The organism is Roseovarius sp. THAF8 (assembly GCF_009363735.1).
GTDB lineage: Bacteria > Pseudomonadota > Alphaproteobacteria > Rhodobacterales > Rhodobacteraceae > Roseovarius.
On sequence record NZ_CP045410.1, the window covers coordinates 2,697,732 to 2,710,131 of the forward strand.

Genomic DNA, 12,400 nt, shown 5'->3' on the forward strand with positions numbered 1-12,400 from the left:
CGCTCCCGGAGGAGGCTGTGATGCAGAACGAGTGGATACTTGACGTCCTGGCCGACCTCAGGACCTTCGCTCGGCAGAACGGTCTTGCGGAACTCGCCGAACAGATCGACGACACGAGACTCGTCGCGGCGGCGGAGCTGACGTCGAAATCGACGCCCGCGCGGGAAGGGACGATTGGGTATGAACGTGCAACCGCCACGGCGGCTCGAACCGATCTTGGAAGACCTCGAACGCGCCCGTGACCCGGCCGACCTGCAAGACGTCGCCATACGCCTGCGCGACCTGTTTCACATCGACCATCTCGTCTATCACTGGGTCAGTGCGGCGGGCGACCAGTACGGCTGCGGCACCTACGATCCGGCCTGGGTGGCGCGCTATGTCGAAAAGGATTACCTGCGCATCGACCCTGTCATCAAGGGCTGTTACCAGCGGTTCCACCCGGTCGACTGGAAGCGGCTGGACTGGTCCGGCAAGCCCGCGCAAGCCTTTCTGAAAGAGGCGCTGGACCACGGCCTGGGCAACCAGGGCTATTCCATTCCGCTGCGCGGGCCGAACGGGCAATTCGCGCTCTTTACCGTGAACCACCGCTGCGATGACGACACCTGGGCGGCGTTCACCGAGTCGCGCCGCCGCGAGCTGATCCTGTGCGCCCACACCTTCAACCAGAAGGCGCTGGAATTCGAGCCCGATCGCGCCCCCGCGCCCGCGCGGCAGCTTTCCCCGCGCGAGGTGGATGCGCTGACGCTGCTGGCGCTGGGCTATGGCCGGGCGCAAGTGGCCGACACGCTGTCGATCTCGGAACACACGCTGCGGGTCTATATCGAATCCGCGCGCTTCAAGCTGGGGGCGATCAACACCGTGCACGCGGTGGCCCGCGCCATCAGCCAGGGGCTGATCGTGATCTGACATGGCGCCGGGGAACGCAACGCGCGGTGCACGCACGGGCGATTAACGAATTGTCGAGAATTTTCCTCTTATCGTCACGACAGAGGGGAATTCGACCATGCTACGCTACCTTTACGCCGATCAACTGAGCCGTTTCGCCAAGCTGTCCGATGGCATGTTCCGCGACCGGGCCGACCAGTTCGGAACCCGGCTCGGCTGGGACGTGCGCGTCGATGCGCAAGGCTTCGAGCGGGATGAATACGACGCCCTCAACCCGCTCTACCTGATCTGGGAAGGGGCGGACGGGCGCCACAAGGGCTCGATGCGGTTCCTGCCCACGACCGGGCGGACGATGATCAACGAGCATTTCACCGACATCCTGGGCGGCGGCACGATTGTCAGCCCGCATATCTGGGAATGCACCCGCTTTTGCCTTGCGCGCGGCGCCGAAAGCCGCGTCGCGGCCGCGCTGATGCTGGGCGGCGGCGAATTGATGCGCCATTTCGGCGTGCAGCATTTCGCCGGTGTGTTCGACGCGCGGATGGTGCGGATCTACCGGATGATCGGCTCCTCGCCCGAGGTTCTGGGCAGTACCGGCGAAGGCCGCGACCGGATCAGCGTGGGCTTGTGGGAATTCACCGATGCCGCCCGCGCCCAAGTGGCACGACGCGCCGGCGTGACCCCGCAATTGAGCGAGCAATGGTTCCGCCGCAGCTTTGGCGACGAACGCCAGCCTTTCGCGCAAACGGCCTGAGCCGCGTAGCACCGGAATTTGCGAAAATTCCGGGCCGGAAAATTGCAATTTTCCGATCCGATTTCTTGCAAGAAATCGGTCCCCGCGCTGGCGCAGGCAGGGGCGCGGCTGTAGGGTCGCGCCATGTCCCAGACCGCGCTCACCTATTCCGACGACCAGGCCGAGGCCCATGACCGCATCGCCGCCGCGCTGCGCGAGGTGGGCGTGGATCTGGACGAGGGGATGCTGACCCCGCCACGCGAAGGCAAGTCCCGCGTGATGGCCGTGGTCGGAAAGGCCGGCTCGGGCAAGACGCTGCTCTTGGCCGCTCTTTACCGCGCGCTGGAAGAGGCGGGCGTCGACGTGGTGTCGGGCGACTGGGAAGGCCGCCGCCGCAAGGACCGCCGCACGCTGGCCATCCTCGCCCCCACCAACAAGGCTGCCAGCGTTCTGAGGATGCGCGGCGTGCCCGCCACCACCATCCACCGCATCCTCTATACCCCCGTCTATGACCCTGAATACGAGCGCATCGCCGAATGGCTGGCCGGCAATGGCGACAAGCCCGAGATCGAGGGCCTGACCGAGGAGGCGCTGGAACGCGCCCGGCTGTTTTACGGCACGCACAAGTCCATCCCCGGCGCGCTGGCCGCCGCCGGCCTGCGCGGCAGCGATTTCATCACCGGCTGGAAACGCCGCGAGGAGCCTTTGGATATCGGGTTCATCGACGAGGCCTCGATGCTGGACGAAAAGCAGTACGAGGATCTGCAGGAGATCTTTCCGACACTGCTGCTTTTCGGCGACCCGGCTCAGCTTGCCCCGGTGAACCAGTCCGGCGCGATGGTCTTCGATGGGCTGCCCGCGCCCGCAAAGCTGACGCTGAACCGCATCCACCGGCAGGATGCCGACAACCCGATCCTCGACCTGGCCCACGCCTTGGGCGACCCAGAGGTGGGGTTTCAGGATTTCGAGCGGCTGGTCGAGCAAAAGGCGGCGCAGGACGACCGCGTGCAATGGGCGCAACGAGTCGAGGTGGACCTGATGGCGCGCTCGCCCGTCCTGGTCTGGCGCAACGCCACCCGCATCCGCCTGATCAACGCCTTCCGCGCCGTGCATGGCGCGCCCGACACCGAGCTTCTGGAAGGCGAGCCGCTCATCTGCGACGGTCTGGAACTGCCGCTCAAGCACCGCAAAAAACGTCTCGACCTCGAGGCGCGCGGCCTGATCAAGGGCGCGCAGGTGATCTATCTGGGTGCGGGCCGCAAGCCGGGCTTTTCCCGCCTGCACGTGATGGGGGCCGAGGACCCGCGCGTCAGCGCCGCCAGCATCGTCAAGATCGAGAAACCGGACGAGGAAGAGCCCTTCATCCCCTTCGCCGCCCGCATGGGCGCCACCTTCCTGCATGGCGCGGCGGTCACGATCCACAAGGCGCAAGGCTCGCAATGGCCCGATGTGCAGGTCTTTGCCCCCGACATCTATGCCGCCGCCCGCATGGGCCGCACCGAGGCGGGGCAGCCCTTGTGGAAGCGTCTGGCCTATGTCGCCATCACCCGCGCCGAGGAGCGGCTGCACTGGGTGGTGCGCAACCGCCTGTCGAAACCCACCGGCGCCCTGCGCATCGACGACCTGCGAGCCGCGCCCGCGCCGCTGGAACTGGAAGTGGAGGCAGAGACAGAGCTATGAAATCCATCCTGATCACCGGCGCCAGCTCCGGCATCGGCCGCGCCACCGCCGAGGTCTTTCTTGACGCAGGCTGGCGCGTGGGGCTGGTGGCCCGCCGCGCCGACAAGCTGAAAGAGGTGGCCGAGGGCCGCGAGGCGGTGGTCCTGCCCGCCGACGTGACCGATGCCGACGCCATGGACCGCGCCTTCGAGACGTTTCTGGACAAGGCCGGGCGTCTGGATGCGGTCTTCAACAACGCCGGAATGTTCGGCCCCTCGACCACGCCCGACGCGGTCAGCATGGCAGAGTTCGACGAGGTCATCGCCGTCAACCTGCGCGGCATGTTCATCACCGCGCGCCTCGCCTTTGGTGCCATGCGCGCGCAGACGCCGCAGGGCGGGCGGATCATCAACAACGGCTCGCTGTCCGCTTACGTGCCGCGCCCCGGCTCGATCTGCTACACCACGTCGAAGCACGCGGTCACCGGCATGACCCGGTCGCTGTCGCTGGATGGCCGGCCGTTCGACATTGCCTGCGGGCAGATCGACATCGGCAATGCGGAAAGCGAACTGGTGGCGGGGCTGAAAGAGGCCAATCCCGAGATGCACACGATGGGCGTGGAAAACGCCGCCCGGTCGGTGTTGCACATGGCCGAGATGCCGCCCGAGGCCAACGTCCAGTTCCTGACGGTGATGGCGACGAAGATGCCCTATATCGGCCGGGGGTAGGGGCCGCGCGATTGCCAGACCGCGGGATGGCGAGCCGACACGTGTTCATGGCGCTTTATGGAAGCCGCATCCGTAAGACCTCTGATCGGCGCACCAATGTCACCCAATCGCCAGCCCGTCCGGGCGGTCTGGCGATCGCGCGGCGGCGCGGCATGGCCGCGCCTTGGTTCCGCGCGGGGCCTCGTTGATCGAGCGCCTCTCGCCCCGCGAGATCCCGGATCAGGTCCGGGATGACGCGGTTCATCCGGTTCGACGCCGCGCGCCCGGTCTTTCCCGCGCACCGTCATCCTCGGGCTCGACCCGAGGATCTCCCACCCCACGAGTCCCCGGTTCACCTTCGCGATCCCAGCGGCACCACACAGCCGTCCCACCCCACTGGAGCCACAAATCCCTTGCCTCGCCACCCTTTTACCGCAACTCTGAAGGTATGACATTTCAACCCACCTCTCCGTTCCCGCCGCAAGGCAGCGCGCAACAGGTGGCCTTCCACCGCACCGAGCTTGCCGCGATCCTGTCGGTCTATGGCCGCATGGTCGCCGCCGGCGAATGGCGCGACTACGGGATCTCCAGCCTGCGAGACGTCGCGATCTTCTCGGTCTTCCGCCGCACCGCCGAGCACCCGCTCTACCGGATCGAGAAACGCCCCAAGCTGCGCAGCCGGCAGGGGCAATACGCGGTGATCGGCATGGACGGACAGGTGCTGAAACGCGGGCACGACCTGCGCACCGTCTTGCGCGTGCTGGAGCGCAAGCTTATCCGTGCGGTAGACTGAACCAACAGGAAAACGCATGACGACCCTGCCCGATTTCCGGCTGGAAACCCATTTCGCCAAGTGGGAATTCAAGGCCCGCCACCACATGACCGCCTCGGACGCCGAGAGCATGGCGCTGCCCGAGCTGCTGGCCATGGCCAGCCCAGAAGACCGCGACGGGTTCGAGACTATGTGGCTGGGCTATACCGAAACCTACGGCGCGCCCGATCTGCGCGCGGCAATCGCGGCCACCTACAAGGCGCAACCGGCGGACAACATCCTGTGTTTCGCCGGGGCCAGCGAGGGCATTTTCGCCGCCAACACCGTGCTGCTGGATGCGGACAGCCATGCCATCGTGGTTACCCCCAACTACCAGTCGCATGAAAGCCTGCCGCTGGCGATCTGCGAGGCGACGGGCATACCGCTCGACCCTGACGACAGCTGGTCGCTCGATATCGACCGGGTGCGCGAAGCGATCCGCCCCAACACCCGCCTGCTGACCATCAACTTCCCGCACAACCCCACGGGCGCGATCCTGCCGCGCGACCGCTATGACGCGCTGATCACGCTTTGCCGTCACCACGGCATCTGGATCCTGCATGACGAGATCTTCAACGGTCTCGGCCCGTCGGACGCCGAACACCTGCCGTTCATCGCCGATGTCTACGAACGCGGGCTCTCGCTGGGCGTGATGTCGAAATCCTACGGCCTTCCGGGGCTGCGCGTCGGCTGGATCGCCTGCCAGGACCGCGAGGTGCTGAGTCGGATGGAGCGGATGAAGCATTACCTGTCGATCTGCAATTCCGGCCCCAGCGAGCGGCTGGCGCTGATCGCCCTGAAGAACCGCGCGAGAATCCTGGCCCGCAACTGCGCCATCGTGGACGAGAACCTGCCCAAATGGGACGCGTTCTTTGCCCGCCATCCCGATCTTTTTGAGTGGCGGCGCCCGGATGGTGCCTGCATGGGCTTCCCGCGCTACCTGGGGGCGGATGGTGTCGAGGAATTCGCCCGCAAGCTGGTGGAAGAGTCGGGCGTTCTTCTGTTGCCCAGCACGATCTACCGCTCCGACCTCGGGCCGACCCCGACAGACCGCTTCCGCCTCGGCTTCGGGCGGCGCGGGCTGGACGAAGGGCTGGCGGCGATGGAGGCGCATCTGACGCGCGCCGGCTGATCGGCGCCCCACGAAATTCGTACGAATTTCGTGGGGCCTACCCCAGGTCGTAGACCAGGCGCGGCAGCATCCGGCCCGGGATCGCCTCGGACGGGGCCGCGCCTGCGGGCCGGCAACCCATGGCGACATAGAAGGGCACCGCGCCGGGATCGGACTCGACGATCATTTCCGTGGCCCCCATGCCGCGGGCCGTCCCGACCGCCCACTGAAACAGCCGCCGCCCCGTGCCCATGCCCATATGCGCGGGATCCACGAAAAGCCTTTGCAGGGTACAGCCCTCGTCCCCGTTCGAGACCTGCACCATGCCGAGCAGCGTCTCGCCTTCGACCTCGGTGATCGTCGGAACGTCCTTCAGATCGGCCTCGGTCAGCGTCAGCACCGGCACGCAGGCGGCCATGAACTCCGCGTCATACCCCCAATAGGCCTTGGACCGCAGGCACAGGGCGGTCAGGTCGGCAAGATCATCGGCGGAAGGGCGGCGCAATTCGGGCATGACGCAGTCTAAAACGAAAACGGGCGGGGATCATCCCCGCCCGCGCGTTTATTCTGTCTCTGACCGGATCACTCGTATTCCGGACCCAGCGCCGTCAGGCCCTTGAGGATGTCGATGGCATAGGCCAGCTGGTAGTCTTCCTCGCGCAGCTTGGCGGCTTGCTCGACCTTCTCGCGCTCTTCCTCGATCTGGCGGATCTCGTCCTCGCTCAGGCTGTCATTGTCGAGACGCCCGCGCAGGTCCGCCTCGGAGCGGTCAAAGCGGTTGGCGGGGTTTTCCTCCTCGTCCTCCTCGCTTTCCTCGGCGCGGCGCGGCTGGTCCACGATGATGTCCGGGCTGACACCCAGCGCCTGGATCGAGCGGCCCGACGGCGTGTAATACCGCGCCGTGGTCAGGCGCATCGCGCCGTCGCCCCGCAGAGGCATGACCGTCTGGACCGATCCCTTGCCGAAACTCTTGGTGCCCACGACGATGGCGCGGCGGTGATCCTGCAGCGCGCCGGCGACGATTTCCGAGGCCGAGGCCGAGCCGCCGTTGATCAGCACGACGATGGGCTTGCCTTCGGCCAGGTCGCCCGGCTTGGCGTTGAAACGCTCGCCATCCTCGGGCGCACGGCCCCGTGTGCTGACGATCTCGCCCTTTTCCAGGAACGCGTCGCTGACCTGGATCGCCTGGTTCAACAGGCCCCCGGGGTTGTTGCGCAGGTCCAGCACGATGCCGTTGATCTTGTCGATGCCGCCCGCGTCCTCGATCTGCTCGGCCAGGCCGCTTTCCAGGTTGCGGAAGGTCTGGTCGTTGAACGTTGTCACCCGCAGAACGACGCTTTGCTGTTCGGTCCGCACCCGTACGGCGGTCAGCTTGATCGTGTCGCGCACGATCGACACGTCGAACGGCTCCGCCTCGCCTTCGCGGACCACGGTGATGACGATCTCGCTGCCCACCGGGCCGCGCATCATTTCCACCGCCTCGTCCAGGGTCAGGCCGAGCACGCTTTCGCTGTCCACATGGGTGATGAAATCGCCCGCCTCGATGCCGGCATTCTCGGCCGGTGTGCCGTCGATCGGCGACACCACCTTCACGAATCCGTCTTCCTGAGTCACTTCGATGCCAAGCCCGCCGAACTCGCCGCGGGTCTGCACCCGCATGTCGGCGGCATCGTCGGGGCTGAGGTAACTCGAATGCGGATCGAGCGAGGTCAGCATGCCGTTGATGGCGGCCTCGATCAGTTCGCCTTCGTCTACTTCCTCGACATATTGCGAGCGGATCCGCTCGAAAATATCGCCAAAGAGGTCAAGCTGTTCGTAGACATTCGTCGTCTTGGCCGCCTCCTGCGCCAGAAGCGGCGCGGCGACTTGGGTTGTCACGACCGCGCCCGTCAGGCTGCCGACGAGGGCGGCGATCAGAAACTTCTTCATCGGGTTGCTCATCCTTCGCTTGTCTCGAACCAGATCTCCGGATCGACGGGTTCGTTGTCTTCTCGCACTTCTATATAAAGGGTTTGGCTCCGGGACGCACCCGCATCTTTTTCATTCTCGATCAACAGCGCGTTAGCATCCTCGCCGGTCTCGCCCTCGGGCGCGCCCATCATGCCGATCGGGCTGCCGCCGGGCAGAACCTCGCCGATTTCGCCGTACACCACGTCAAGCCCGGCAAACACCATCAGAAGGCCCGCCTGCGGCTCCAGGATCACCACATTGCCGTAATCCAGAAGCTCGCCGCGATAGCGCAGCGTGGCCGGGGCCGGCGTGGTCACCAGCGCCCGGGGCCGGGTCGCCATCAGGATGCCGGGCCGGACGATCCCGGCGGCATCGGCCTCTCCGGCACGGCGCAGGATGCGCCCCTCGACCGGCAGGCGCAGGCTGCCCTTGCGGGCGTCGATCCCGGGCAGCGATCCGGGCGCCTCGTCGACCGCGATCTGGCTCAGCCCGCTGGCGAACCCTTCCAGCGTCTCGGTCGAGGCCACCAGCAGCGCGGTCTTCACCGGGTCCTCGACGAACCGGCGCGGCAGGTCGGTGCGGTCGGCAATCGCCTGGCTCAACGCGGTGCGCGCATCCTGTGCGCCCTGCAGCCCCTCGCGCAGGGTGTCGAGCGCGCTTTGCTGCAACTGCCGCAGCACGGTCACCTCTTCCAGCTCGGCCCGCAGGGCGGCGGCGCGGGTTTCCAGCGCCGGGGTGACATCCGACAGGATCATGCCCGACCGCGCCGTGCCGATCGGGCCGGAAGGGTGCAACAAAAGCACCGGCCCCTCGGATTGCGCCATGCTCTGCAACACGCCCAGCAGGCGGGCGATCTCGTCCTCGCGCGATTGCAGGCGGCGCGACAGCGCCTCTTCCTGGATGGCGGCGCGGCGCAGCCCTTCGCGCATCGCTTCCAGTCCGTCCTCGTAGGCGCCCACCACTTCCGTCAGCGCCTTCACGCGGTTGGCCGCGCCCTCGGCCGCCTCCATCAGCGCCGCGGCCCGGTTCAGGCGATCCGACGCCGCCCGCGCCTGCGTGCCGGGATCCTGCGCCAGGGCGGGGGCGCCGCCCATGAGCGCCAGCGAAAGAAGCGCCGCGCGGATCATTCCAGAAGGCTCGTCCCGGTCATCTCATCGGGCTTGGGCAGCCCCATCAGGTCCAGCACCGTCGGCGCCAGGTCGGCCAGCCGCCCGTCGCGCAGACGTGCGCCCTCGGGCGCGCCCCTGACGATCACCGGCACCGGGTTGGTGGTATGCGCGGTATGCGGCCCGCCGGTCAGCGGGTCCACCATGGTCTCGCAATTGCCGTGATCGGCGGTGACGATGATGGCGCCCCCCGCCGCGTCCAGTGCGTCAAGCACCCGGCCCAGCCCCGCATCCACCGCTTCGCAGGCCCGGATCGCGGCCCCCAGGTCGCCGGTATGGCCGACCATGTCGGGGTTGGCATAGTTCACCACGATGAAATCATAGCCTTCGGCGATGGCCTCCACCAGGTGGTCGGTGACCTCGCCCGCCGACATCTCGGGCTGCAAATCATAGGTCGCCACCTTGGGCGACGGCGCCATGTACCGCGCCTCGCCGTCCTCGGGGGTCTCGCGCCCGCCGGCCAGAAAGAACGTGACATGCGGGTATTTCTCGGTCTCCGCGGTGTGGAACTGGCGCTTGCCATGCTGCGCCAGCCAGGCGCTCAGCGTGTTCACCGGCTGCTCGTCGGGAAAGATGCAGTCCATGTAGGCACTGTGGCGGCGCGAATACTCGGTGAACCCGCTGACGACCGAAAAGGCGGGGCGCGGGCCGGTCTCGAAATCGTCGAACTCGGGATCGGCAAAGGCCGCCAGGATCTCGCGCGCCCGGTCGGCGCGGAAATTCAGGCACAAAAGGCCGTCGCCGTCCTTCATGCCGTCGTAATCCCCCAGCACGCGCGGCTTGATGAACTCGTCGGTGCGGCCCTTGGCATAGGCCTCGTCGATGCCGCAGGCGGCGGTGTCGGCGGTGTACCCCTCGCCATGGGCCAGCGCCTCGTAGGCCAGCTGCACCCGGTCCCAGCGGTTGTCGCGGTCCATCGCGTAATACCGCCCCGAAACGGTGGCGATCCGGGCCCCCATGGGCAGCGCCGCGCGCAACGCCTCCAGGTACACCTTGGCCGAGGTCGGCGCCACGTCGCGCCCGTCGGTGAAGGCATGAATGGCCACCGGCACGCCCCGTGCGGTCAGCGCGTTGGCCGCCGCGATCATGTGCCCGATATGGCTGTGCACCCCGCCATCCGACAGCACGCCCAACAGGTGCGCGGTGCCCCCCGCGGCCTCTACCTTGTCGGCAAACCGGATGAACCCGGGCAGGGCGCCGAACGTGCCCGTCTCGATGGCCCGGTCGATGCGCCGCAGATCCATCTCGATCACCCGGCCCGCGCCGATATTGAGATGTCCCACCTCGGAATTGCCCATCTGCCCTTCGGGCAGGCCCACGTCATGGCCATGGGTGATCAGCGTGGCGTTCGGACAGGTCTCCATCAGCCGATCGAAATGCGGCGTCGCGGCCAGCGCGGGCGCGTTCGCCTCACGCGCCTCGCTCAGTCCCCAACCGTCGAGAATACACAGAACTACGGGTCTTGGCGCGCTCAATCCTGCCTCCTGAATCCTTGGCCGCTTCTAACCCGTCTGAACCGGGTGGTGAACCGCTTTCTTGCCCGCTTCCTCTGGCCCGAAATATCCCGGGGAGTTTGAGGGGCAGCGCCCCTCATCACCGCTACAAAGCGTGGCGCAGCCACTCCGCCAGGTCACGCCCGATGATAGGGCGCCCCCGCCAGGATCGAGGCCGCGCGGTAAAGCTGCTCGGCCAGCATCACCCGGGCCAGCATGTGCGGCCAGACCATCTTGCCGAAGGACAGCGCGACCTCGGCCCGGTCGCGCAGCGCGGGCGCGATCCCGTCGGCGCCGCCGATCACGAAGGCCACGTCGCCGCGCCCGGTATCGCGCCAGCCGGCCAGCTTGTCGGAAAAGTCGGGCGAAGATATCAGCGTGCCGCGCTCGTCCAGCGCCACGATCACCGCGCTTTTGGGCAGCGCGCGCTCCAGAAGCTGCGCCTCGGCCTCCATCCCGCCGCCCTTGCGGTCCTCGACCTCGTGCATCTCTGCCGGGCCAAGCCCCAGGCTGCGTCCGGTCCGGTCGAACCGGACCAGGTAATCATCGAGCAAGGCGCGTTCCGGGCCGGTCTTCATCCGGCCCACCGCGCAGATATGGACGCGCATTCAGCTCTTGGCGGCCTGGGCTGCCCCGTGACCCTGAAGCCACATCTTTTCAAGCTGGTAGAAGTCCCGCACCTCTGGGCGGAAGACATGGACGATCACGTCGCCCGTGTCGATCAGCACCCAGTCGCCCGCGTCCTTGCCCTCGACCTTGGTCAGCACGCCCATCTCGGATTTCAGCCGCTCCGAAAGCTTTTCGGCGATGGCCGTCACCTGGCGCGAGGACCGGCCCGAACAGATCACCATGTAATCGCCGATCGCGGATTTGCCGCGAAGGTCGATCTGGACGATCTCTTCGGCCTTGTCTTCGTCGAGTGCGGTAAGGATGCGCGCAAGCTGTGCGTCACTGCTTGTCGCCATGTCGGACGCGCTCAAACCCGCGCCCCGTTCAGCGGCCGGAGCCGCGTCGATTGTAAGAGACAGGACATTGTCCTCCTTCTACTACGCACCGATCCGCCCCGGTGCCGGGCGTGCATCCAAAATAGCAATCCGTCTGTCACAATTCAATGAAGGCTTTCGCAAAGCCGCGCATCCTGTGGCCCTCGCGCCCTGTAAAACGGCAGCATCCCGCCACGTACACCCGACTGCGTGGGAATGCGCGCCCTCACCAGCCTTCCTCGGTATGGATGCGCTCGCCCGGAACGCCCAGCGCCTTCACCGCGTCCCGCATCGCATCAACATAGCCCTGCGGACCGCAGATATAGACCTGACCGGTCAGGTCCGCGTTCTTTTCCAGGAACGCCTTGTCGACCTTGCCGTAATGCAGGTCCGGCACGTCTTCCTCGGACAGCACGTGATCGACCTTCAGGCCTTTCATCTGATCCCACTCTTCGCGCAGGATGATGTCGCCCTCGGTCTCGTTGGAAAAGATCAGCTGGCAACCGCTCAGGTCGCCCTCTTTCGCCCGCTTGCGCAGGATCGCGATGAAGGGCGTCACCCCGGCACCGGCGGCCAGAAACACACCCGGCCCCTTGTCGGTGATCGCGCCAAAGGGTCCGTCCAGCGTAACCTCTTCGCCGGGCGTCAACGTGGGCAATTGCTCAGTCACGCCGTCATGCGACGGGTAGCTCTTGATCGTGAACTCCAGATGGCTGTCACCGGGCAGCGAGGTGAAGGTGAAGGGCCGCCCCTCGTCCTTCCAGCCGTCGCGGCACATCGCCAGTTCGGCGGCCTGTCCCGGCTCGAAGTCAAAGCCTTCGGGCCGGTCGAAGACATAGCGATGCGTGTCGTGGGTGACGCTTTGCTGCGATTGCAGGGTCAGTGTATGGGCCATGAGAATA

General features: G+C 66.7%; 14 protein-coding genes. 7 read left to right on the forward strand and 7 right to left on the reverse strand.

Annotation, left to right across the window (positions count from 1 at the left end):
• The first annotated feature begins 20 nt into the window (after nt 1–20).
• The 7 genes from FIU85_RS13195 to FIU85_RS13225 all read left to right on the forward strand — a co-directional run bounded on the left by FIU85_RS13195 (nt 21) and on the right by FIU85_RS13225 (nt 5,927).
• Complete coding sequence (locus FIU85_RS13195) at nt 21–242, forward strand: hypothetical protein (RefSeq protein ID WP_152497214.1); 222 nt, start codon at nt 21–23, stop codon at nt 240–242.
• Complete coding sequence (locus FIU85_RS13200; RefSeq protein ID WP_152493974.1) at nt 181–906, forward strand: autoinducer binding domain-containing protein; 726 nt, start codon at nt 181–183, stop codon at nt 904–906. The genes FIU85_RS13195 and FIU85_RS13200 overlap by 62 nt, the downstream gene beginning before the upstream one ends.
• Before the next feature lie 97 nt (nt 907–1,003).
• Nucleotides 1,004–1,639, forward strand: coding sequence for an acyl-homoserine-lactone synthase (locus FIU85_RS13205; protein WP_152497215.1), 636 nt, complete (start codon nt 1,004–1,006; stop codon nt 1,637–1,639).
• 123 nt (nt 1,640–1,762) lie between these two features.
• Complete coding sequence (locus tag FIU85_RS13210; protein ID WP_152497216.1) at nt 1,763–3,298, forward strand: AAA family ATPase; 1,536 nt, start codon at nt 1,763–1,765, stop codon at nt 3,296–3,298.
• A complete protein-coding gene (locus FIU85_RS13215) occupies nt 3,295–4,005 on the forward strand; it encodes an SDR family oxidoreductase (protein WP_152497217.1) in 711 nt (236 codons plus the stop codon). Before FIU85_RS13210 ends, FIU85_RS13215 begins: the two co-directional genes overlap by 4 nt.
• Nucleotides 4,006–4,432: 427 nt before the next feature.
• On the forward strand, nt 4,433–4,777 hold the full coding sequence (locus FIU85_RS13220) for a DUF2794 domain-containing protein (protein WP_152497218.1): 345 nt from the start codon (nt 4,433–4,435) through the stop codon (nt 4,775–4,777).
• A gap of 16 nt (nt 4,778–4,793) precedes the next feature.
• The gene (locus tag FIU85_RS13225) at nt 4,794–5,927 is read left to right on the forward strand and encodes an aminotransferase class I/II-fold pyridoxal phosphate-dependent enzyme (RefSeq protein ID WP_152497219.1); all 1,134 of its coding nucleotides are present in this window, start codon (nt 4,794–4,796) and stop codon (nt 5,925–5,927) included.
• 37 nt (nt 5,928–5,964) lie between these two features.
• Here FIU85_RS13225 and FIU85_RS13230 read toward each other — a convergent pair whose 3' ends face one another.
• The 7 genes from FIU85_RS13230 to FIU85_RS13260 all read right to left on the reverse strand — a co-directional run bounded on the left by FIU85_RS13230 (nt 5,965) and on the right by FIU85_RS13260 (nt 12,393).
• A complete protein-coding gene (locus FIU85_RS13230) occupies nt 5,965–6,420 on the reverse strand; it encodes a GNAT family N-acetyltransferase (protein WP_152497220.1) in 456 nt (151 codons plus the stop codon).
• 68 nt (nt 6,421–6,488) lie between these two features.
• A complete protein-coding gene (locus tag FIU85_RS13235) occupies nt 6,489–7,835 on the reverse strand; it encodes a S41 family peptidase (protein WP_152493967.1) in 1,347 nt (448 codons plus the stop codon).
• An 8-nt stretch (nt 7,836–7,843) separates the two neighbouring features.
• Complete coding sequence (locus FIU85_RS13240) at nt 7,844–8,983, reverse strand: murein hydrolase activator EnvC (protein ID WP_152497221.1); 1,140 nt, start codon at nt 8,981–8,983, stop codon at nt 7,844–7,846.
• Nucleotides 8,980–10,497, reverse strand: coding sequence for a 2,3-bisphosphoglycerate-independent phosphoglycerate mutase (gene gpmI, locus FIU85_RS13245; protein WP_152497222.1), 1,518 nt, complete (start codon nt 10,495–10,497; stop codon nt 8,980–8,982). The genes FIU85_RS13240 and gpmI overlap by 4 nt, the downstream gene beginning before the upstream one ends.
• Before the next feature lie 155 nt (nt 10,498–10,652).
• Nucleotides 10,653–11,123 carry a 23S rRNA (pseudouridine(1915)-N(3))-methyltransferase RlmH gene (gene rlmH / locus FIU85_RS13250; RefSeq protein ID WP_152497223.1) on the reverse strand — a complete coding sequence of 157 codons (471 nt, stop codon included), beginning with the start codon at nt 11,121–11,123 and terminating at the stop codon, nt 10,653–10,655.
• The gene (rsfS, locus tag FIU85_RS13255) at nt 11,124–11,480 is read right to left on the reverse strand and encodes a ribosome silencing factor (RefSeq protein WP_152497224.1); all 357 of its coding nucleotides are present in this window, start codon (nt 11,478–11,480) and stop codon (nt 11,124–11,126) included.
• Between the two features lie 244 nt (nt 11,481–11,724).
• Nucleotides 11,725–12,393 (reverse strand): FAD-binding oxidoreductase, encoded by a 669-nt coding sequence (locus tag FIU85_RS13260; RefSeq protein ID WP_152497225.1) that lies wholly within the window; start codon nt 12,391–12,393, stop codon nt 11,725–11,727.
• Nucleotides 12,394–12,400 lie beyond the last annotated feature (7 nt).

What these genes read in the sequence shown, in the direction of transcription:
- FIU85_RS13195 (WP_152497214.1), top strand. Translation starts at nt 21, where the DNA reads ATGCAGAACGAGTGGATACTTGACGTCCTGGCCGACCTCAGGACCTTC.
- FIU85_RS13200 (WP_152493974.1), top strand. Translation starts at nt 181, where the DNA reads ATGAACGTGCAACCGCCACGGCGGCTCGAACCGATCTTGGAAGACCTC.
- FIU85_RS13205 (WP_152497215.1), top strand. Translation starts at nt 1,004, where the DNA reads ATGCTACGCTACCTTTACGCCGATCAACTGAGCCGTTTCGCCAAGCTG.
- FIU85_RS13210 (WP_152497216.1), top strand. Translation starts at nt 1,763, where the DNA reads ATGTCCCAGACCGCGCTCACCTATTCCGACGACCAGGCCGAGGCCCAT.
- FIU85_RS13215 (WP_152497217.1), top strand. Translation starts at nt 3,295, where the DNA reads ATGAAATCCATCCTGATCACCGGCGCCAGCTCCGGCATCGGCCGCGCC.
- FIU85_RS13220 (WP_152497218.1), top strand. Translation starts at nt 4,433, where the DNA reads ATGACATTTCAACCCACCTCTCCGTTCCCGCCGCAAGGCAGCGCGCAA.
- FIU85_RS13225 (WP_152497219.1), top strand. Translation starts at nt 4,794, where the DNA reads ATGACGACCCTGCCCGATTTCCGGCTGGAAACCCATTTCGCCAAGTGG.
- FIU85_RS13230 (WP_152497220.1), bottom strand. Translation starts at nt 6,420, where the DNA reads ATGCCCGAATTGCGCCGCCCTTCCGCCGATGATCTTGCCGACCTGACC.
- FIU85_RS13235 (WP_152493967.1), bottom strand. Translation starts at nt 7,835, where the DNA reads ATGAAGAAGTTTCTGATCGCCGCCCTCGTCGGCAGCCTGACGGGCGCG.
- FIU85_RS13240 (WP_152497221.1), bottom strand. Translation starts at nt 8,983, where the DNA reads ATGATCCGCGCGGCGCTTCTTTCGCTGGCGCTCATGGGCGGCGCCCCC.
- rlmH (WP_152497223.1), bottom strand. Translation starts at nt 11,123, where the DNA reads ATGCGCGTCCATATCTGCGCGGTGGGCCGGATGAAGACCGGCCCGGAA.
- rsfS (WP_152497224.1), bottom strand. Translation starts at nt 11,480, where the DNA reads ATGGCGACAAGCAGTGACGCACAGCTTGCGCGCATCCTTACCGCACTC.
- FIU85_RS13260 (WP_152497225.1), bottom strand. Translation starts at nt 12,393, where the DNA reads ATGGCCCATACACTGACCCTGCAATCGCAGCAAAGCGTCACCCACGAC.